Source organism: Mycobacterium sp. IS-1556 (assembly GCF_001499985.1).
Classification (GTDB): domain Bacteria; phylum Actinomycetota; class Actinomycetes; order Mycobacteriales; family Mycobacteriaceae; genus Mycobacterium.
This window is the reverse complement of sequence record NZ_LQIM01000041.1, coordinates 135,587-156,048: the sequence shown is the minus strand read 5'-3', so window position 1 is coordinate 156,048 and position 20,462 is coordinate 135,587. Positions and strand designations below refer to the sequence as shown.

Here is a 20,462-nt window from a genome sequence, read left to right as displayed (position 1 = left end):
CAAGCCTCCTCTCGCATGCCTACGCTAACGTAACCTACGTACCCGTAGGTTACCAGCCAGTAAACCTCAGACATCGAGCACGCAATCGCCCGATGCTGCGGAGATACACGTCTGTATCCGCGACCCCGGCTCGCGCTCGTCGCCCGTGCGCAAGTCGCGAACATGCCCCTCGACCAGGCCCACCACACACGACTGGCAGATACCCATCCGGCAGCCGAACGGCATCCGGATGCCCACCTGCTCGCCGGCATCCATCAACGGCGTCGCGGCGTCCACGGTGACCGTCTTGCCGCTCCGCGCGAACTCGACCGTGCCGCCCTGCCCGTGCACGGCGGCCTTGGACACCGCAAAGCGCTCGAGGTGCAACCGGTCTTCGAGGCCGGCCGCCGACCACGCCCGCTGGGCGGCGTCGAGCATGCCCGCCGGACCACACGCCCACGTCTGGCGCTCCCGCCAGTCGGGCACCTGGTCATCCAGCCGCGAGACGTCCAGCCGGCCTTGTGTGCGCGTCGAGCGCAGCCGCAACTCATAGCCGTCATGCGCACGGGCCAGCTCACCCAGCTCACCGGCGAACATGACCTCCGATTCCGTTGGCGCCGAATGCAAATGGACGATGTCGGTGATCTGGTCGCGGCGAGCCAAGGTGCGAAGCATCGACATCACCGGCGTGATGCCGGAGCCGCCGGTGAGGAACAACACCTTCGCCGGTGCCGGGTCGGGCATCACGAAGTTGCCCTGGGGCGCGGCCAACCGCACGATCGTGCCCGGTGCGAGCCCCTCGACGAGATGCGTCGACAGGAACCCCTCCGGCATCGCCTTGACCGTGATCGTGATCGTGCGGGTGGTTCGCGACGGCGTCGAGGTCAGCGAGTACGACCGCCACCGCCAGCGGCCTTCGATCTGCACACCGATCCCGATGTACTGGCCGGGGCGGTAGTCGAACGTGAAGCCCCACCCGGGCTTGATGACCAACGTCGCCGAGTCCTCGGTCTCCCGGCGGACGTCGAGCACCCGCCCGCGCAGCTCGCGCGCCGACCAGAGCGGGTTGGCGAGCTTGAGGTAATCGTCGGGCAGCAGCGGCGTCGTGATACGCCCGGCAATGGTTCGCAAGGCGTTCAGTCCCGGATGCTGCTTGGCCCCGGCGACGGTCGGCCGCACCGTATCGGCGACATTGGCCGAGACCTTGACGTAGTTCTTGGCCATGAACCTACGGTACCGTAACCTACGCCTCCGTACCTACTTTACCCCCGTGAACAGCTGAAACGTTCAGAGCAGCTCGAGCAGGAACGGTAGTTCCTGCGGCGCGTACCAGGCCAGGTCGTGGTCCTGGGCGTCACCGACGACGAAGTCCGCATCCTCATCGCCAAGGTCCGCCTCGTCGACGGCCTCGATCGCGGGCAGGACCGCGGACTCGGCTTCGGCGTTGTCCACATATGCGGCGATGACGTCGTCGAATGCGAGCGGACCGGGCAGCCGCACCACGGCGTCGTCGAGATCGGGCCGGGGTATCGCCCCGTCGACCTCCGCCTCCACCACCGCGCGCCGCGGCGGCAGGCCGGACGTGCCTTCGCCGGCGAGCAAGCGCAGCGAGGCCAGCGCGGCTTCCCGTCGCGCCACCTCGGCGAGTTCGTCGTCGTCGCCCTCGGCGTAGGACTCGCGCAGCGCGGGCGTCACCGCGAACGCGGTGCCGCTGCGGGCGTACAGCGTCCGGTCGGCGACGAGCTGCTGCAGCATGGCCAGGGTCGCCGGGATGTACACGCGCACCAGGCGAGATTAGCCGGTCGGGAACTACTGGGATTTGCCGCTCGCGGGATCCTTCTCCACCGAGATGATGAAGTCGTCGCCGTGTTGTATGACACCGTGGATGACGGCGGTGTCGACGGCCTCCGCCGCGTACTCCCTGCGGACCATCAGCGGGTCACGGCGTAGATCCTTCACCAACGCCACCGCCATACCGACCATCACGAGCACGAACGGCAGCGCAACGATGATCGTGATGGTCTGCAAGCCGGTCAGGGCGTCCTCCCCGCCGACCAACAACATCACCGCCGCGACGGCGCCGTTCGCGACGCCCCAGAAGATCACCGTCGATCTGCTGGGTTTGATCGTGCCGTGCTGGGACAGCGAACCCATCACCACCGACGCGGCGTCCGCACCGGAGACGAAGAAGATCGCCACCAGCACCATCACCACCACGCTGGCGACGGTGGCGACGGGGTACTGCTCGAGCAGGCCGAACAGCTGCGCCTCGATGCTGCCCTCCCCCGCGAGGTCGACGCCGCCCTGCTGTTCTCTGATCGCCGAGCCGCCGAACACCGCGAACCACACCAGCGACACCAGGCTCGGCACCAGCAGCACACCCGTGACGAACTGACGAATGGTGCGGCCCCGCGAGATTCGTGCGATGAACATGCCGACGAACGGCGTCCACGACACCCACCAGGCCCAGTAGAAGATCGTCCAGGACTGCAGCCATTGGTTGACCTCGGCGCCCTCTGCACCCGTGCGCGCCGACATCATCGCGAGGTCGGCCAGATAGCTGCCCATCGATGTCGGCAGCAGGTTGAGGATGAAAACCGTTGGGCCCACCACGAATACGAATACGGCCAGCAGCACCGCCAGGACCATGTTGATGTTGGACAGCCACTGGATGCCGCGCGCGACCCCCGATACCGCCGACAACACGAAGGCCACCGTGAGCACCGCGATGATCATGACGAGGACGGCGTTTCCGGCTTCCCCGATGCCGCCGACGATCTGCAGACCACTGCGAATCTGCAACGCGCCCAAGCCCAGCGAGGCGGCCGAACCGAACAGCGTGGCGAAGATCGCAAGCATGTCGATGACCTTGCCCCACCGCCCGTTCGCGCGGGAGCCCAGCAGAGGCTCGAAGGCCGCGCTGATCAGCTGCCGCCGGCCTTTGCGGTAGACGCCGTAGCTGATCGCCAGGCCGACGACCGCGTAGATGGCCCACGGGTGCAGCGTCCAGTGGAACAACGTGGTGGCCATCGCGGTCTGCACGGCCTCGGGATCGCCCTGCCGGCCGGTGCCGGGCGGCGGCGACGCGAAGTGCGACAGCGGTTCGGCCACCCCGAAGAACATCAAGCCGATACCCATGCCGGCACTGAACATCATCGCGACCCACGACACCCCGTTGAATTCGGGCTCCTCGTCGTCGCGGCCCAGCGGAATCGCGCCGTAGCGGCCGACCGCCAGCCACAGGATGAAGACCACGAACCCCGAGGCCGTCAGCACGAACAACCATCCCGTGTTGTTCATCACCCATGTCAGGGCGCTGTCCGACGCGGTGGCCAGGGTTCGCGTGCTGAGGAAGCCCCACACCAGAAACGCGATCGCGACGACCGCGGTGACGCCGAAGACGATCCAGTCCACTCCGCGCGAGCGGGTGATGGCCTCCTCTTCGATCGGCTGATCGAGCACGGGATGGGGGACTACATCCTCCGTGGGCGACTTGAACGCCCGCCGCGTCGCTGCTTTGACTTTTCCGGTCGTCTCGTTCTCGGCACTGGTGGTCATGGTGAGCCAATTCGACCCCGGTGGCGGTGAGCGAGTCAATCCCGCAAAGGCGACAACTGGGTCACTGAGCGGCCTCTAGCAGTTCTTCCAGCGATTCTCGCAGCAGGCTCGGCAAAACGTCGACGTCGCTCATCGCGTCGCGATCGGCATTGATTCCGAAGTAGACCATGCCGTTGTAGGACGTCACCCCGAGCGCCAGTACCTGGTTGGCCAGCAAAGGCGGCACGGCGTAAGTCTCCAGCAGCTTGGTGCCGGCGATGTACATCTGATGCTGTGCGCCCGGCACGTTGGTGATCAGGAGGTTGAACTGGCGGGCCGAGAACGTCGTCGCGACGCGGATGCCCATCGCGTGCAGGGTCGGCGGCGCGAATCCCGACAGGGTCACGATGGTCCTGGCGTCGACCAGGCTGGCGGCGGTGGACGCCGATTCGGTGGTGTGCGCGATCTGAGAGAGCCGCACCACGGGGTTGGCCTCGCCCACGGGCAGGTCCACGAGGAACGGCGACACCTCGCTGATGGCCTGGCCGGGACCGGCCGCGTCGAGTTCGGCGTCGGGATACACCGACATCGGCGCCATCGCGCGCACCCTCGTCGTGGCGGTCACCGGCTCACCGCGGCTCATCAGCCAGTTGCGCAATGCGCCGGCCACCACGGCCAGCACAACGTCGTTGACATCGCAGTCGTAACGGGCCCGCACCGTGCGAAAGTCCTCGAGTCGTCCGCTGGCCACCGTGAGCCGGCGGTTGCGTGAGACGGTGGTGTTGAGCGGGCTGCTCGGCGCGGTGCCGCGCGCGACCGTACGGACCACCTCGACGAACCGGCGCCCCATATCGACCAACTGGCCCGCGTTGGTTGCGACGTCGACGACGGCGGAGCGCAGCGCACCGAACTGGTCGGCCGGGCGCATGATCCACTCGCCGACGGCGCCGAGCAACAACTGCCGATCGCTGGGCTCGCGCAACGGGATCCAGATGTCCTCGCCGAACTCCGGCGGCTTCTGGGTGCGGTCGGCGATGACGTGCCCGATCTCCAGCGCGGTCATCCCGTTCACCAACGCCTGATGTGACTTGGTGTAGAGCGCGATGCGGTTCTTGGCCAGGCCCTCGATCAGGTACATCTCCCACAGCGGCCGGGACTTGTCCAGCGGCCGCGACCCCAGCCGGGCGATGAGCTCGTGCAACTGGGCGTCGCTGCCCGGCGACGGCAACGCCGATCGGCGGATGTGATAGGTGATGTCGAAATCACGGTCGTCCACCCACACCGGCCGCGCCAGGCCGAGCGTGACCTCGCGGACCTTCTGGCGGTAGCGCGGAATCTGCGGCAGCCGTTGTTCGACCGTGGCGAGCAATGTTTCATAACTCAAGCCGCCGCGAGGTTTCCGCAGAATCGCCAGTGACCCCACGTACATCGGCGTCGACGTGTTCTCCAGGTGATAGAACGACGCGTCTGCTGCCGACAACCGGGTGACCATCGCGACGCCGCTCCTCCCCTGTGGTCCGCGTGAAAAGACCCCGCCACGCTATAGCCCGACCCCGGGGGTGCGCATCACGGGTGCGCCGGACCTCCTGCGAACCGTGCGATCATGATGGGGTCTGCGACTCTCCAGTGGACGCGTCCCATCTCGTCGACTTGCTGGAGAAGTTGTGGTGCCACCATCGCGTACCCCCGCCGGGGAAGCTCCATCCGCCCGACGGGCAGGGGTCCGAATCGGGGTCATCGAGCCCGTCGTCGACTGCGAACCCGCGCCCGTGGGAATCGGCGCCTGTCCGCCGCCGATGCCGAAAGCCCTGCGCCGCAGGCAGTCTGGCGGGCCCGGTGGGCGGGCGGTGCATCCGCAGCGGCCGGTACCGATTGCGCCCGTCCGGGAACCCGCCCCGTCGCGAGCCGCGGTCGCCTTCGCCGACGCGGCGTTGCGCCGGGTGCTCGAGGTGATCGACCGGCGTCGCCCGGTGGCCCAGTTGCGACCGCTGCTGGCGCCCGCGCTGATCGAAACGGTGCTCGCGATGACCCGTTGCCCGCATTCGGCGGCCGCCACGCTGCGCCGTATCCGGTTGCGCATGGTCGATGACGGAGGCCCGGCCGCCGAAGTGTTCGGCACCTACAGCCGCGGGCAGCGCATTCGGGCGATCGCGGCGCGGATCGCGCTCGAGGGCGACCGCTGGCGCATTGTCGCGCTGCAGATCGGTTGAGCGCCATGTTCTCAGCCGCCGAGTCTGAGCCTGTGCACGAGGTTTCATCGGTTTCTCGAGCACAAGCTCAGTTTCGAGACTTAACGCCTGCGCATCGCCTTCTCTTCGCGGGCCCGCTGGCGTTCGGCTTGGCGGCGCTCCTTGCGGCTGCCGCCACCGACCGGACGCCGCGGTGCGCCGCCGCCGTTGTCCGAACGCTGCACCTGTGCCGAACCGTCCTCCGACGGCCCGCTGTAGGTCAGCGGTCGTGATTCGTCGCCGATTCCCTTGGCGCGCAGGGCCGCCGGCTGAGCCGGCGATCCAGCTCCAGCAGGGACCGGCCGCTCCTTGGTCGCGACGCTTCCCTGGCCGCCGTCCTGCGCTTGAGCGGCGGCAGCCTCGGCGAACTCAGTCAGTCCGGCCGGTGTGGCGACCGGGGCGACCGTCGGCTGCGGCGCGGGTTCGACCGCGACGTTGAACAGGAAGCCGACCGACTCCTCCTTGAGGCCCTCGAGCATGCCGATGAACATGTCGTAGCCTTCGCGCTGGTATTCGACGAGCGGATCGCGCTGCGCCATCGCGCGCAGGCCGATGCCCTCCTTGAGGTAGTCCATCTCGTAGAGGTGTTCGCGCCACTTGCGGTCCAGCACGTTGAGCAGCACATTGCGCTCCAGCTGGCGCATCGCCCCCTCGCCGGCGATCGCCTCGATCTGCTTCTCCCGCTCGGCGTAGGCACGGTCGGCGTCGGCGATCAGTGCTTCGAGCAGTTCCTCGCGGGTCAGCTCGCCGGGCTCACCGATTGCATCGGAGTCGATCAGGTCGTGGTGGTCGATGCCGACCGGGTAGAGCTGTTTGAGCGCGGTCCAGAGCTGCTCGAGGTCCCAGTCCTCGGCGTAGCCCTCGGCGGTCGCTCCGTCGACGTACGCGGTGATCACGTCGACGAGCATCTTGCGGGCCTGCTCGGCCAGGTTCTCCCCCTCGAGGATGCGCCGCCGCTCGTCGTAGATGACCATGCGCTGCTGGTTCATCACCTCGTCGTACTTGAGGACGTTCTTGCGGACCTCGAAGTTCTGCTGCTCGACCTGGGTCTGCGCGCTCTTGATCGCGCGGGTGACCATCTTCGCCTCGATCGGCACGTCGTCGGGCAGGTTCAGCCGGGTCAGCAGCGCCTCCAGCGTCGCGCCGTTGAACCGTCGCATGAGCTCGTCGCCCAGCGACAGGTAGAACCGCGACTCGCCCGGATCGCCCTGGCGGCCCGAGCGGCCGCGTAGCTGGTTGTCGATGCGCCGCGATTCGTGTCGTTCGGTGCCCAGCACGTAGAGGCCGCCCGCGGCGATGACGTCTTCGGCCTCCTGCGCACATTCGCCCTTGACCTGGGACAGCATCTCGTGCCAGCCCTTTTCGTATTCCTCGGGCGTTTCGACGGGGTCCAGGCCGCGTTCGCGCAGCCGCTTGTCGGTCAGGAAGTCCGGGTTGCCGCCGAGCACGATGTCGGTGCCGCGGCCCGCCATGTTGGTGGCGACGGTGATCGCGCCCAGCCGGCCGGCCTCGGCGATGATCGACGCCTCCTGCTCGTGGTACTTCGCGTTGAGCACGTTGTGCGGGATGCGACGCTTGGTGAACTGGCGCGACAGGTACTCCGAGCGTTCCACGCTGGTGGTGCCGATCAGCACCGGTTGGCCCTTCTCGTACCGTTCGGCGACGTCGTCGACGACCGCGATGTACTTGGCCTCTTCGGTCTTGTAGATCAGGTCGGACTGATCGGCGCGGATCATCGGCTTGTTGGTCGGAATCGGTACGACGCCGAGCTTGTAGATCTCGTGCAGTTCGGCCGCCTCGGTCTGGGCGGTGCCGGTCATGCCTGCGAGCTTGTCGTAGAGCCGGAAGTAGTTCTGCAGCGTGATCGTGGCCAGCGTCTGGTTCTCGGCCTTGATCTCGACGTGCTCCTTGGCCTCGATGGCCTGGTGCATGCCCTCGTTGTAGCGGCGGCCGACCAGTACGCGGCCGGTGAACTCGTCGACGATGAGCACCTCGCCGTCGCGCACGATGTAGTCCTTGTCGCGCTGGAACAGTTCCTTGGCCTTCAGCGCATTGTTGAGGTAGCTGACCAGCGGCGAGTTGGCGGCCTCATACAGGTTGTCGATGCCGAGTTGGTCTTCGACGAACTCGACGCCCAGTTCGTGCACGCCGACGGTGCGTTTGCGGATGTCGACCTCGTAGTGGACGTCCTTCTCCATCAGCGGGGCCAGGCGCGCGAACTCGGTGTACCAGTTCGACGCGCCGTCGGCCGGGCCGGAGATGATCAGCGGGGTGCGGGCCTCGTCGATCAGGATGGAGTCGACCTCGTCGACGATCGCGAAGTTGTGGCCGCGCTGGACCAGGTCGGCAAGGGAGTGCGCCATGTTGTCGCGCAGATAGTCGAAGCCGAACTCGTTGTTCGTGCCGTACGTGATGTCGGCGCCGTAGGCGGTCCGCCGCTGGTCCGGGGTCATCTGCGCCAGGATCACGCCGACCTCCAGGCCGAGGAACCGGTGCACACGTCCCATCCACTCGGCATCGCGCCGGGCCAGGTAGTCGTTCACGGTGACGATGTGCACGCCCTTGCCCGACAGCGCGTTGAGGTAGGCGGGCAACACGCTGGTGAGGGTCTTGCCTTCACCGGTCTTCATCTCCGCGACGTTTCCGAAGTGCAGTGCCGCGCCGCCCATCAACTGCACCTTGAACGGCTTCTGATTCAGCACGCGCCAAGCCGCCTCGCGGGCGACGGCGAACGCCTCGGGTAGCAGGTCATCGAGGCTCGTGCCGTCGTCGACGCGCTTCTTGAACTCGGCGGTCTTGGCCCGCAGCTCGGCGTCGGTCAGCTTCTCGATATCGCCTTCCAGGGAGTCGACGTAGTCGGCCACTCCATTGAGGCGCTTGACCATGCGGCCCTCGCCGAGACGCAGCAACTTTTGCAGCACGCTAGTTCCCCTATGGGTTGAAAGTCTTGAGCTCAACCCATGGTAGGTGACATGCGGCCGGACCCGGCCGAGCTAGGCCAAGCCCCGGCCCAGGCGACCCGAATCAAGCCCCGGCTCAGGCGAGCCGAATCAGACCGTAGTCATAGGCGTGCCTGCGGTACACCACGCACGGCCGGTCGGACTCCTTGTCGTGGAACAGGAAGAAGTCGTGGCCGACCAGCTCCATCTGCGACAACGCATCGTCGACGGTCATGGGCGTGGCCGGGTGCTCCTTTTCTCGCACGATCCCTCCGGGGGCATGCTCGTCGAGCGCCGCGCCGTCGTTTTCGGACGTCGCCGTGGTCTGTGAGTCCGTTGGCGGGGTGACCGCGGTGGCCTTGGCGACCGACACCGGGGTCTTGTCGCCGTAATGGATCTTTCGGCGGTCACGCGCACGGCGCAGCCGTTCGGCGAGCTTGTCCACCGCCGACTCCATCGCGCCGTAGAAGCTGTCCGCGCAGGCTTCGGCACGGACCACCGGGCCGCGGCCGCGGGCGGTGATCTCTACGTGCTGACAGTTTTTACGTTGACGTCGGTTCCGCTCGTGGTCGAGCTCGACGTCGAACAGATGGATCGTGCGGTCGAATCGTTCCAGGCGTGACAGTTTCTCTGCGACGTAGTTGCGGAAGTGGTCGGGAATCTCGACGTTGCGGCCGGTGACTGCAACCTCGGCGCGCGGTCGGGGTTCGGGTGTCTCGTCCTCGATCACCATCGTGCGGGAGTCCAGGGATTGGCTTGACATGCTTGGCAACTCGTTTCTTCGCGGTCCGCACGCGTCAGCGTGCCCGGGTTGTCGTGGAATCCGCACCGACGGCGCTTTGCATGTCTTGCCGCTCGCCGGTGCAAGGTGTCGTCTACTCACCTCCTACCGCGTCGGCGATGGTGGCGCCTCGATCCTGAGCGCCGGCCGTGAGTCATTCACGGGTGTTGAAGCCGACGGTAGCCGCGTTCACCCGGTAGTGCCAGTGAATCCGCCGACCTGTTTTCAGTTCTTCACATCGGTCTGATATGGGGCGGGCAGGCGGCCGGTCAGGCGTGGGCCACAACCAACACTGCCGTCACGTGTGCCGCACCGGTATGCAGCACGCGGACCGATTCGGTGGCGGTCGCGCCGGTGGTGACGATGTCGTCGACGACGAGCACCTCGCCGGTGACCGGCCGGACCGCCTTGACCCGTCCCGCGATGTTTCGCTGGCGGTCGGCCGTGGACAAGCCCACCGAGTCGGCGACGAACGCGCGGGTCCGCAACGCGGGGACGACGGCCACGCCCGGCAGGTCATCCGTGGCCGTCCTTGCCATCCGGGTGACCGGGTCTCCGCCGCGCCGCCGGGCCGCCCACCTTCGGGTGGGTGCGGGGACCACCGTCAGCGGGGTGTCGACCAGTCCCCACGTGAGCAGGTGAACGAGACCGGCCCGGAGCGCTGCTGCGAGCGGTTGCAACAAGTCGACGCGGCCGTGCTCCTTGAGCGCGATGACGGCCGACCGCCGGGGTCCCGCGTAGCGCCCCAGCGAATACACCGGTACGCCAGGGTCCACTCGCGGCACGATGACGTGCGGGTCCTCGGGCCTGACCGTCAACGTCGCGGCGCAGGCGTCGCACCACCGCGTCGACGGGGCGCCGCATCCACCGCACTGCAGCGGTAGCACCAGATCCAGCATGTCGGCAGTGTGGCGGTTATCGGTGACATCGAGATGGGGTACTCCGTCGGTCATGCAAGACCAGCGGGAGTCGTTCATCGTTGATTGCCTGTCGACGGCGTTCGCCGATCTGATGGAGGCCGACGCGGATGCGTTCCGCACGAAGTTCCGCAAGATGGCGGCCGATCCGTTCGCGTTCTACCGCGGCAGCGCCTGCGTGTTCTACGCCGACGTGGCGCGCCGCGATGATCGGTGGGCTGACGAACGCACGAGCCGCGTGTGGATACAAGGCGATCTGCACACCGAGAACTTCGGCACCTACATGGACGGCGCAGGCAAGTTGATCTTCGACGTCAACGACTTCGACGAGGCCTACATCGGGCACTTCACCTGGGACGTGATGCGCTTCGCCGCCAGCGTGGCGCTGATGTGTTGGCAGAAGGCGCTGTCGGATCATCAGATCAGCAGTCTCATCGACACGTTCGTGCGCTCCTACGTCGACCAGGTGCGGTGGTTCCTCGGCGCCGACGACGACTCGAGCTTCTCGCTGAATCTCGACACCGCGCGCGGTGCCGTGCTGTCGGCGTTGCAGAGCGCCCGGTTGTCCACCAGGGCCGAGATGTTGGACCGTCTCACCGCGGTCGACGATTGGGACCGACGCTTCCGGGACGCCGCAGGCGTGCGACGGCTCGACGACGCCGAACGCGAAAAAGTGGAGGCCGCCTTCGCCACGTATCTCGACACCATCCCGAAAACCAAGCGCTTTCAAGGCATCACCTACGACATCAAGGACGTGATCGGCAAGACCGGCCACGGAATCGGCAGCGCCGGCCTGCCCACCTACACGCTGCTGATAGAAGGATTCAACCAGGCGTTGGACAATGACGCGGTGCTGTCGATGAAGCAGGGCAACGTCGCTGCGCCCAGTCGCGTCGTCGACGCCAGCAGCCTGGGGAAGCACTTCCACCATCACGGCCACCGCACCGCGGTGTCTCAACGCGCGCTGCAGGCACACGCCGATCCGCTGCTCGGCTACACCGACATCGACGGCGTCGGCTTCGTCGTCAGCGAGATATCGCCCTACGAAGCCGATCTGGACTGGAGCGAGCTGACCGAGCCGGACGAACTGGCCGAAGTGATCGAGCAGCTGGGCCGGGCGGTGGCCAAGGTGCACTGTGTCGGTGACGTCGACAGCGATCAGAAGGTGGTCGAGTTCCAGACCGAGGACGCCATCGATGCGGCCATCGGCGACCGAGTCGACGAATTCGCCTCGGACATGGTGAGGTTCGGGCTCGAGTACGCGGCCACCGTGCGCGACGATCACCGGCATTTCGTCGAGGCGTTCCGGGAAGGCCGCATCCCGGGGGTGTCGTCGACCTAACGCGGGGCGACGATCCCGTTGTCGTAGGCGTAGACGATGGCCGCGGCGCGGTCCCGCAGACCGAGTTTGACGAAGATGCGGCCGATGTGGCTCTTGACGGTGACGCCCGAGATGAACAGCTCCTCGGCAATTTCGGAGTTGGAGCGGCCCTTGGCGATCAGGGTCAGGACATCGGCCTCGCGTGCGGTCAGCTCCGCGAGCGCGGTGCCGCGCGGCGGCTGGGCGGCACTGCGGTAGGTCGCCAATACCCGGGCGGTCACCGCCGGGTCGAGGTAGCTGTCCCCGCGGGCGACGGCCCGGACGGCGCGAATCAGCTCCTCGGCCGACGAGTCCTTGAGCACGAAACCTGAAGCGCCGGCGCGCAGCACGCCCGAAAGCAGTTCGTCGTCGTTGAAGGTGGTCAACGCGAGCACCGGTGGACCGCCGCCGGCGCAGAGCATCCGGGTGGCCTCGATTCCGCCGACGCGCCGCATCCGCAGATCCATGACGACGACGTCGGGACTGTGGCGGGCGACGGCGGCGGGCACCTCGTCGCCGTCGGAGCATTCCGCGACGATCACGAAGCCGTCCTTGCGGCGCAGAATGCGGCGCAGGCCCGACCGCACCAGGTCCTGGTCGTCGACCAGCAGGACCGCGATCGGTGCGACGTCCCCGGTCACGATGGACACCAGGGTGGACGCCAACCACTTACTTCATCGAGCGGGATGTCGGCGTGCACTGTCCACCCGTCCTGCGACGGTCCGATTTCGATGCGCCCGCCCAGCAATTCGATGCGCTGGCGCATTCCCCGCAGCCCCCGCCCTTCGCCCGCCGGGGTGGCGACTGCGACAGGCAGTTGATTGACGACGGTCAACGCCGCCGAGGTTCGCGAGATCGCCAGAGAGACCGTAGATTTTGCGTCAGGGGCATGCTTGGCGACGTTGGCAAGCGATTCCTGGGTGATCCGGTACAGCGCCAAACCCACCGCTGCCGACGCCCGATCCAGCCTGCCATCGACGTCAAGGTCCACCTGAAGTCCCGCGCGTCGAAACTCCTCGACAAGGCTTGGGATCTCGATCGCACCCGGCTCCGGTGCGGGCTTCATCGGTGCGCCGTCGAGCAGGCCGACGGTGCGGCGGATGTCGGCCATCGCTTGGCGGCCGAGTTGTTCGGCCTGCTCGAGAGCGTCTATCGCGTCATCGACATCCCGGTCTTGCTGCAGTCCGCGACGGGCCGCGGTGGTGTGCAGCAGCGTCACCGACAGGGAATGCGCGATGACGTCGTGCACCTCGCGCGCGATGCGCCGCCGCTCGTCGGCCGCGGCGTGCTCGGCGAGCTGATCCTGTGCCTGCTGTTGCTTGATGATCAGCTGCTGCTGGGTGTGCATGAGAAAGCCCACCAGCCAACCCATTCCGACAAAGCTCAGATACAGCGCGATGACGTCGAGTCGGTCCAACGCCGACGCGGTGACGAGCACCGCGGCTGCGACTGCGGTCGCCACGAGACCACCGAGCATGTTCGTGAGCGCCCCGACCACCCCGACCGTCAGCACCAGCAGCAGCGGCGAGAAGTCGGCGGGGACCGGCGTCGAGGTGGCAAACAGGAAGATCGCGGTGGCCGCTGTCCCGGAAGCACAAAGCACCGGAGCTTTGAACGTTGTCTGGGCGCCGAGGAGAATGAAAAGGGCGAACGGTGCGACGGCGACCGCGATCGCGAGCAGCGTCGCCGGTAGATCCGTGGCCGGCCGTTGCAGCGCCGCGATCAACACGATGCCGACGATGCTGACATCGGTGAAGATCACGAAGGCCCAATTGAAACCGAGCGGGACCAGCTCACCCCTTCGGCGAATCCACTCTCGCACGTAGGCCGTCGCCGCGCGCAGCATCGTTCGATCGTAGAAGACCCCACCTACCTGGTACATCATCCCGCGGTAGGTACCCGGCTTCCGACCCTGGTAGGAGACGAGAACCGGCCCCTGGCACGACGCGCGAAGACACCGCACCTTCGTAGCGTCGAAGCCATGACATGGTCAACATTGCACGAACGCATGGCCTTCATGGCCGACATGATCGACCACGCCGGCACCGATCCAGAGGGTGCTCTTGTGTTGAACGGCAGGGCTTCCGAGGTGGATCGGCTCTTCGGCGGCGAAGAGGGCCTGTTGCTCTCGTTGCGCCACCGGTGGATCACGATGCTGACGGCGAAGCTGGATCAAGCCGCCCATGACGACATTTCGGCCGCACAAGCACGTGCCGACCTGGCCGCCGCCCATCCCGGATTGCGGGCGCTGCTCGATGCGGCGGCGCGCCGATCGGTGCGGGTGCGTGCCCTCGAACACGGTGAGCAGCGCATCGTCGATCTCTACACCGTTCCGGGCAGTGCTCAGACGGTGGCCTGAGGTGGCGGAGCGGCTGGCACATCTCACGAGCCGCTACGCCATCTGGGTCATCGTCGTCTGGGTCGTCGCCGCGGGCGCCGCAAACCTCGCGGTGCCGCAGCTGGAACGGGTGGTGCAAACTCACTCCCGTTCCTTCATGCCCGCCCAGGCGCCCAGTTCGGTCGCCGCGGTGCAAGGCGCCACGCTGCTCGGCGAGAGACCCAGCAACAACCTCAATTACGTTGTCCTAGAGGCTGAACGACCCCTCGGCGCCGACGATCGCGAGTTCTACCACCGGCTCGTCACAAGCCTGCGCGCCGACGACGAGCATGTGTATGCGGTGACCGACCTGTGGTCCGACCCCGCAACGGCCGCCGGAGCCCAGAGCGCGGACGGTCGCGCAGTCACTGTCATGACGCGGCTATCGGGGATGCTCGGGACCTCTCGAGCGGCCGACGCCGTAGACGCACTGCGCAGCATCGTGACGGGACTCGACCCGCCGGACGGCTTGCGGGTCTACGTCACCGGTCCCGGTGCCACCATCGCCGATGAGTTCCGCGCGATCGACCGGCAGATGCTGGGCATCACCGCGGCGACCGTCGCGCTGATTCTGCTTCTCTTGCTGATCGTCTACCGATCACCGGTCGGCGCCGCGATTCCGCTGATATCGGTGGGCCTCGCCCTCGCGGTGGCGCGACCGATCGTGGCCGCACTCGGCGACGCCGGACTCGCCGAGGTGTCGTTGTTCTCCGTTGCGTTGCTGGCCGCGATGATGCTGGGCGCGGGCACCGACTACGCGATCTTTCTGATCGGGCGCTATCACGAGGGCAGGCGGCGTGGTGATCCGTCGACGGCCGCACTGGTGAACGCCTACCGGGGGGTCGCGCCCGTCATCGTGGGTTCGGCGCTGACCATCGCAGCGGCGCTGACGAGTCTGAGTTTCGCGGAGATCGGGATGTTTCGCAGCACCGGACTCCCTTGTGCAGTCGGCGTTCTGGTGGCCATGCTGGCGTCGATGACGCTGACCCCGGCATTGATCGCGCTCGCCGGCCGCCGTGCCCGGCTGGAACCCCGCCCCTCAACGAGCGCACGGCGGTGGCGGCGGATCGGTGTGCACGTGGCACGTTGGCCCGCTCCGATCCTGATCGCCAGTGCCGCACTGATCGTCGTCGCCGCCATTCCCGTTGCGGGGCTGCGGATCGGGTGGAACGAGCCGGCGGCGACTCCGGCGGAGACCGAATCGAACCAAGGCTACGCCGCCGCCGACCGCCACTTCGGGGCCAACCACCTGCTGGCCACGGTTGTCAACGTCGCCGCCCCACACGACATCCGCAACCCCGCTGGGCTGATCGCCGTCGAGCGGATCACCCGGCAGATCATGGCCATACCGGGCGTGCGGATGGTGCAGTCGGCGAGTCGCCCGGCGGGCACGGTGCCCGACGAGGCCACGCTCAGCGGGCAGGCGGGCATCATCGGTGAACAATTCGCCGCCATGATCGATCGCCTCACCGAACGGCTGGGCGGCATAGCGGAGCTCGACAATGCGCTGGCATCGATGAGCACCGCGGTCGATCAGCTGTCACACGGTCTGCAGGGCAGCGCCGCGGGGCTGCGCCGGATGGGGGCGGCAGCCGCCGACATGCGGGCGGGAATGTCGGGTTTGCAGACAAACGTCACGACGGTGTCGGGATACCTCGACCCGCTCCGTGGTTTCGTGTCATCGACACCGAACTGTCCGGCCAATCCGATCTGTTCTGTTGTCGCCCGAGTGGTGCAACCCGCCGACGACGTCATCCGAAGTTCGGCCCAATTGACCACCGGGGCAACCAAACTCACCGATGGGTCCGCCGATGCCACTCAGGCGCTGACGGCTCTGCCGCCGGCAGTGGATGCGATGAGCGCCCAGTTGCGACAGGCCCGCGCCGCGACTGCCGATCTCGCGTCGCTGACGACGTCGTTGGGTCCGCAGTTGCGCGAGCTGACCGACTATCTGCAAGAGGTCGCCACCGCGTTTCGGGGTAGCGCAGCAGGCGGGTTCTATATGCCGCAGCGCGCGCTCGCCGATCCGGCGCTGCGTTCGGCGCTGGACCAACTGATGTCCGACGACGGGCGCGCCACCTACCTTCTGGTCTACGGCGACGGGCACGAATGGAGCGGCGACGGCGCCCACCGGGCCACGCAGATCGAGACGGCCGTCCGGGAGGCAACCAAGGAAGGCACGCTCAAACCCACTGCCGTGCACATCACCGGCGTAGGTCCGGCGACCGCCGATCTGCAGCGACTGGTCGACGGCGACACGACCATGCTGATGGCGGTGACGTTGGCACTCATCTTCGGAATCGTTGCGCTGCTGTTGCGCAGTCCGGTCGCCGGCATCGTCGTGGTGGGCACCGTCGCGGTGTCGTATGCGGCCGCGCTCGGCGCCAGCGTCGTCATCTGGCAACACCTGTTGCACCACGACCTGCACTGGGCGGTGGCGCCGATTTCTTTCATCGCGCTGGTTGCGGTCGGTGCTGACTACAACCTGTTGCTGGCCATGCGGATTCGCGAGGAGGCGCATGCCGGGCCGGGCACCGGGATTGTGCGGGCATTCGGCGCCACGGGCGGCGTGGTCACGACGGCGGGCCTCGTCTTCGGTATCACGATGTTCGCGTTGGCCGGCAGCAGCGTGCTGAGCATCGCGCAGATCGGCATCACCATCGGCGTGGGTCTGCTGCTCGACACGCTCGTCGTGCGTACGTTCGTGCTGCCGTCGCTGGTGGCGCTGCTCGGCCGGTGGTTCTGGTGGCCGACCGTGCGATTGGTCAACCCGCGACCTTCGCCGATTTCTGCACCAGGGTCGTGAGCGTCTCGAATGGGTCAGCCGGGCAACACGGGTTCGGCACCCGCCACCATCAGCGGACGCACTTCGGCCCACGCCGGGTCGTCCTCGGCCACCGAGCCGGACAGTTGCATGATCCCGCGCGCATCGGCCACGTACACGGTCGACGGGTTGGCCGCCACGGTGGTGACGGGCATCAGCAGGTTGCGGCTCGGCCCGTCGGAGTTGACGCCGTCGAGGTTGACGTAGGACACCGGATGCTGGGGATCGGTCCGGCTGACCACGATGTCGTCGCCGGTGCGCCACGACAGCGAAACCACCGTGTCGCGTAGGCCGAAGCCGAGCCGCCGCGGGTAGGTCAGCGCGAAGCCACCGCCCGGCGTCTGCTCGACGCCGGCCAGGATCACCCGGCCCTCGATGACCATCGCGGCGCGGGTGCCGTCGCGGGAGAGCTGCAATTCGGTGATCGGGCCGGGAAACTTGGTCGACACCAGCGTGGAGTCGACCGGGATGCGCGCCGGCTGGCCCGAGGCGTCCTGGATGACGCGCACCACGTTGTTGCCGTCGATCACCACCCACACCGCGTTGTCGAGAGCCCAGCTCGGGCGCGAGAGCTCTCTGGCGTCGAGCACCTGTGAGGCGTTCCCGCCGAGCGCACCCACCCACATCGACGACGCCATGTCGGGTGCGCCGGCGCGCAACGTGACGATCGACGCGACCTCCTGCCCCGTGCGGGACACCGCAGCCGCGGTCTGGTTCGGCATCTGCCCGAACGGCCCGGGAACTCGGGGCGCCCGCTGACCGTCGAGGGCGACGAGCGAGCCGCCCACCAGCGCGTGCAGACCCGCCGCGACGCCGGAGGCCGCTCCCGGATCGGTGGCCGCCACGTCGGACGTCTCCCACCCGTCGGCGAACCGCTCGTCGAGGGGCACGCTGTCGGCGTTGATCACGTACGGCCCGTTGATACCGGCGCGGGACAGTGTCCAGATCAGCTGCGCGGCAAGCAGTTGCCTACTGTGCGGGTCGGTGGTGGACAGATTGTCCAGATCGATCCGAGCCCCGCCGTATCCGCGGCCGACGCCCGTCTTGCCGCCGTCGGCTCGGGTCACCGGACCGCGAAGTTTCAGCGGCGGCTCGAGCAGGTTTCGAACCGTCTTGGTCATCTCCGGACGCGGCCCGGCGATCAGCTTGCTCACCAGTTCGGTGGCCAACTGGTCGGGATCGGACACCGCGACATAACGGGGGTCGGGCACCACGGTGCTGCCCGTCGGGTCGACGAAGTACAGGGTGTTGCGCTTGTAAGTGGCCTGAAACTGTTGCCAGTCAAGGAAAACGCCGTTGGGCAACTTGTCGATGCGCCAGCCGTCCGGCGTCTTCACCAGCTCGATCGGGCCAGGGTCGGGCAGCGCACCCTCCCCGGTCTCGAAAACTCCCATGTCCGACAGTGACCCCAGGATGTCGGCACGCATGGTCACCGAAACCCGCTCGGGGCCACGGGTTTCGACGAACACCACGTTGTCGATCAAAAGCGCGCTGCCCGCGTCATCCCAAGTACGAGACGCGGATTCGGTGAGGAACTGGCGTGCCGCCAGGTGCCGGTTCGAGGGGTCGGCCGTGGCTTTGAGGAATTCGCGCAGCAGCACATCGGGGTCCATGCCCGGCGTCGGTTTGGGCAGGCTGGGCGGGGCGGGGCGATCGACCGTGCCGATGGCTTGCGGCGACGACGAACTCGGGACGCCCGCGCAGCCGGCAAGCACCACCGCGAGCAGCCACACGACGGCCAGCAGCCGCCTCACACGGACTCCTGGGCGGGTTCGCGATCGCGGGTGCGTCGCGACGACGCCTCGGGGGCAACAGGTTTCATCGGCAGTGGACTGGCCGTGACCTTGTGCCCCCGGACGAGCGGCAGCGTGAGGCGGAAACACGCGCCCTTGCCCGGCTCGCCCCAGGCTTCCAGCCTGCCCTGGTGCAAGCGGGCGTCTTCGATGCTGATCGCCAAGCCGAGACCGGTGCCGCCGGAACGCCGTACCCGCGACGGATCCGACCGCCAGAACCGGCTGAACACCAGCTTCTCCTCGCCCGGTCGCAGTCCGACGCCGTAATCGCGGACGGTGACCGCGACGGTGTCCGCGTCGGCGGCCATGCGAATCCGGACCGGCTTGCGCTCGGCGTGGTCGATGGCGTTGGCGATGAGGTTTCGCAAGATGCGCTCGACGCGCCGCGGATCGACCTCGGCGATGACTTCCCGCGCGGGCATGTCGACGATGAGCTCGACGTCGGCATCCTGAGCGAGGTGCCCGACGTTGTCCAGCGCGCTCTGCACCGTCGACCGAAGGTCCACCGACTCGACGGACAGTTCGGCGACGCCGGCGTCGTGGCGCGAGATCTCGAGCAGGTCGTTGAGCAGGGTCTCGAATCGGTCGAGCTCGCTGACCATCAGCTCGATGGACCGGCGCAGCGCGGGGTCGAGGTCCTCGCTGTGGTCGTGGATCAGGTCGGCGGCCATGCGCACCGTCGTCAGCGGGGTGCGCAGCTCGTGGCTGACGTCGGAAGTGAACCGGCGCTGCAGATTGCCGAACTCCTCCAGTTGGGTGATCTGGCGGTGCAGGCTCTCGGCCATGTCGTTGAAGGACACGGCGAGGCGGGCCATGTCGTCCTCGCCGCGCACCGGCATGCGCTCGGTGAGATGGCCTTCGGCGAACCGCTCGGCGATCCGCGACGCCGAGCGCACCGGCAGCACGATCTGGCGTGCGACCAGCAAGGCGATCGCGGCGAGCAGGCCGAGCAGCACCACCGCGCCGGTGGCCATCGTGCCGCGCACCAGCGCGATCGTGGATTCCTCGTTGTTCAGCGGAAAGATCAGGTACAGCTCCAGGTTCGTCACCGGCGAGGACGTCGGGCTGCCGACGATCAGGGCAGGTCCCGAGAAGCTGTCGGTGTGCACGGTCGCGTACTGGTAGCTGACCTGGCCGGCCTTGACGAATTCGCGCAGCGCGTTGGGCACCTGCTGGACCGGCCCAGCCGCGGTCGCCGCGCGCGGGCCGTCCCCCGGCACCAACAGAACGGCGTCGAAGGTGCCCGCCAGCCCAGGGTCGGCGTCGGCGGTGCGGTCGATCAAGGTGTTGCGCGCGAGCTGCAGGCTGCTGTCCAGCGATCGGGTCTCTTCGCCGCCCACGATGCCGCTGACCGTGGAGCGGGCGCGGTCGATCTCCTCGGTGGCGGCGCGCACCTTCACCTCGAGAATGCGGTCGGTGATCTGGCTGGTCAGCACGAAGCCGAGCACCAGGATGACCGCCAGCGACAGCCCGAGCGTCAACGACACCACGCGCAGCTGCAGGGAGCGCCGCCAGGCGAGGCTCAGCGCCCGACCCAGCGCGCCCAGGCCACGTACCAGCGGTGCCGATCGACGATGGATGCGTCGCCTCGAGCTGAAGATCACGGCGACCGCCGAGCGGTCAAAATGACGGGGTCCACCCTGGCGGTGGAGATCGTCACCGCCGAGCGGTGAAGGATCACGGCCACCGCCGGGCGGTGAATCTCATGACCACGGCCGAGCCGTGCG

The 20,462-nt window shown here is 67.6% G+C and carries 15 protein-coding genes; 4 read left to right on the top strand and 11 right to left on the bottom strand.

The genetic code is table 11. The features are described 5' to 3' along the window. Nucleotides 1–66: 66 nt before the first annotated feature. The 4 genes from AU187_RS23555 to AU187_RS23540 form a co-directional block, all read right to left on the bottom strand. Complete coding sequence (locus tag AU187_RS23555; RefSeq protein WP_059099000.1) at nucleotides 67–1,203, bottom strand: ferredoxin reductase; 1,137 nt, start codon at nucleotides 1,201–1,203, stop codon at nucleotides 67–69. 63 nt (nucleotides 1,204–1,266) lie between these two features. Beyond that, nucleotides 1,267–1,767, bottom strand: a complete 501-nt coding sequence (locus tag AU187_RS23550; protein WP_502687791.1) for a DUF6912 family protein — start codon at nucleotides 1,765–1,767, stop codon at nucleotides 1,267–1,269. 21 nt (nucleotides 1,768–1,788) lie between these two features. Continuing rightward, complete coding sequence (locus AU187_RS23545; RefSeq protein WP_059167420.1) at nucleotides 1,789–3,537, bottom strand: BCCT family transporter; 1,749 nt, start codon at nucleotides 3,535–3,537, stop codon at nucleotides 1,789–1,791. Between the two features lie 61 nt (nucleotides 3,538–3,598). After that, nucleotides 3,599–5,008, bottom strand: coding sequence for a WS/DGAT/MGAT family O-acyltransferase (locus tag AU187_RS23540; protein WP_059099003.1), 1,410 nt, complete (start codon nucleotides 5,006–5,008; stop codon nucleotides 3,599–3,601). Nucleotides 5,009–5,243: 235 nt separating this feature from the next. On the opposite strand from AU187_RS23540, the gene AU187_RS23535 reads away from it, so the two are divergent. After that, nucleotides 5,244–5,726, top strand: coding sequence for an Rv3235 family protein (locus AU187_RS23535; protein ID WP_059099086.1), 483 nt, complete (start codon nucleotides 5,244–5,246; stop codon nucleotides 5,724–5,726). A gap of 80 nt (nucleotides 5,727–5,806) precedes the next feature. On the opposite strand, the gene secA is transcribed toward AU187_RS23535, so the two are convergent. From secA to AU187_RS23520, 3 genes are all read right to left on the bottom strand, one after another. Beyond that, nucleotides 5,807–8,665, bottom strand: coding sequence for a preprotein translocase subunit SecA (gene secA / locus AU187_RS23530; RefSeq protein WP_059099004.1), 2,859 nt, complete (start codon nucleotides 8,663–8,665; stop codon nucleotides 5,807–5,809). A 115-nt stretch (nucleotides 8,666–8,780) separates the two neighbouring features. Next, a complete protein-coding gene (hpf, locus tag AU187_RS23525) occupies nucleotides 8,781–9,416 on the bottom strand; it encodes a ribosome hibernation-promoting factor, HPF/YfiA family (protein WP_502687790.1) in 636 nt (211 codons plus the stop codon). Nucleotides 9,417–9,733: 317 nt separating this feature from the next. Next, on the bottom strand, nucleotides 9,734–10,363 hold the full coding sequence (locus AU187_RS23520) for a ComF family protein (RefSeq protein ID WP_059099087.1): 630 nt from the start codon (nucleotides 10,361–10,363) through the stop codon (nucleotides 9,734–9,736). Nucleotides 10,364–10,415: 52 nt separating this feature from the next. Here AU187_RS23520 and AU187_RS23515 point away from each other — a divergent pair, with 52 nt between their 5' ends. Further along, entirely contained in the window at nucleotides 10,416–11,723 is a 1,308-nt protein-coding gene (locus AU187_RS23515; protein WP_059099006.1) for a DUF2252 domain-containing protein, read from the top strand. Here AU187_RS23515 and AU187_RS23510 read toward each other — a convergent pair. Both AU187_RS23510 and AU187_RS23505 read right to left on the bottom strand, forming a co-directional pair. Continuing rightward, nucleotides 11,720–12,382, bottom strand: coding sequence for a response regulator (locus tag AU187_RS23510; RefSeq protein ID WP_059099088.1), 663 nt, complete (start codon nucleotides 12,380–12,382; stop codon nucleotides 11,720–11,722). The genes AU187_RS23515 and AU187_RS23510 overlap by 4 nt on opposite strands. Beyond that, nucleotides 12,379–13,587: a sensor histidine kinase gene (locus AU187_RS23505; RefSeq protein ID WP_059099089.1), complete on the bottom strand. Its 1,209-nt coding sequence runs from the start codon at nucleotides 13,585–13,587 to the stop codon at nucleotides 12,379–12,381. The genes AU187_RS23510 and AU187_RS23505 overlap by 4 nt, the downstream gene beginning before the upstream one ends. A gap of 135 nt (nucleotides 13,588–13,722) precedes the next feature. On the opposite strand from AU187_RS23505, the gene AU187_RS23500 reads away from it, so the two are divergent. After that, the gene (locus AU187_RS23500) at nucleotides 13,723–14,100 is read left to right on the top strand and encodes a hypothetical protein (RefSeq protein WP_059099007.1); all 378 of its coding nucleotides are present in this window, start codon (nucleotides 13,723–13,725) and stop codon (nucleotides 14,098–14,100) included. Between the two features lies 1 nt (nucleotide 14,101). Then, nucleotides 14,102–16,924, top strand: a complete 2,823-nt coding sequence (locus AU187_RS23495; RefSeq protein WP_082683748.1) for an MMPL/RND family transporter — start codon at nucleotides 14,102–14,104, stop codon at nucleotides 16,922–16,924. A 14-nt stretch (nucleotides 16,925–16,938) separates the two neighbouring features. Here AU187_RS23495 and lpqB read toward each other — a convergent pair whose 3' ends face one another. Both lpqB and mtrB read right to left on the bottom strand, forming a co-directional pair. Further along, complete coding sequence (gene lpqB, locus AU187_RS23490) at nucleotides 16,939–18,696, bottom strand: MtrAB system accessory lipoprotein LpqB (protein WP_059099008.1); 1,758 nt, start codon at nucleotides 18,694–18,696, stop codon at nucleotides 16,939–16,941. Continuing rightward, on the bottom strand, nucleotides 18,693–20,339 hold the full coding sequence (gene mtrB, locus AU187_RS23485) for an MtrAB system histidine kinase MtrB (RefSeq protein WP_059099009.1): 1,647 nt from the start codon (nucleotides 20,337–20,339) through the stop codon (nucleotides 18,693–18,695). The genes lpqB and mtrB overlap by 4 nt, the downstream gene beginning before the upstream one ends. Nucleotides 20,340–20,462 lie beyond the last annotated feature (123 nt).

Excerpts from the sequence above, each read along its gene's own strand:
- AU187_RS23555 (WP_059099000.1), bottom strand. The coding sequence starts at position 1,203 with ATGGCCAAGAACTACGTCAAGGTCTCGGCCAATGTCGCCGATACGGTG.
- AU187_RS23540 (WP_059099003.1), bottom strand. The coding sequence starts at position 5,008 with ATGGTCACCCGGTTGTCGGCAGCAGACGCGTCGTTCTATCACCTGGAG.
- AU187_RS23500 (WP_059099007.1), top strand. The coding sequence starts at position 13,723 with ATGACATGGTCAACATTGCACGAACGCATGGCCTTCATGGCCGACATG.
- AU187_RS23545 (WP_059167420.1), bottom strand. The coding sequence starts at position 3,537 with ATGACCACCAGTGCCGAGAACGAGACGACCGGAAAAGTCAAAGCAGCG.
- AU187_RS23520 (WP_059099087.1), bottom strand. The coding sequence starts at position 10,363 with ATGCTGGATCTGGTGCTACCGCTGCAGTGCGGTGGATGCGGCGCCCCG.
- AU187_RS23515 (WP_059099006.1), top strand. The coding sequence starts at position 10,416 with ATGCAAGACCAGCGGGAGTCGTTCATCGTTGATTGCCTGTCGACGGCG.
- AU187_RS23505 (WP_059099089.1), bottom strand. The coding sequence starts at position 13,587 with ATGCTGCGCGCGGCGACGGCCTACGTGCGAGAGTGGATTCGCCGAAGG.
- hpf (WP_502687790.1), bottom strand. The coding sequence starts at position 9,416 with ATGGTGATCGAGGACGAGACACCCGAACCCCGACCGCGCGCCGAGGTT.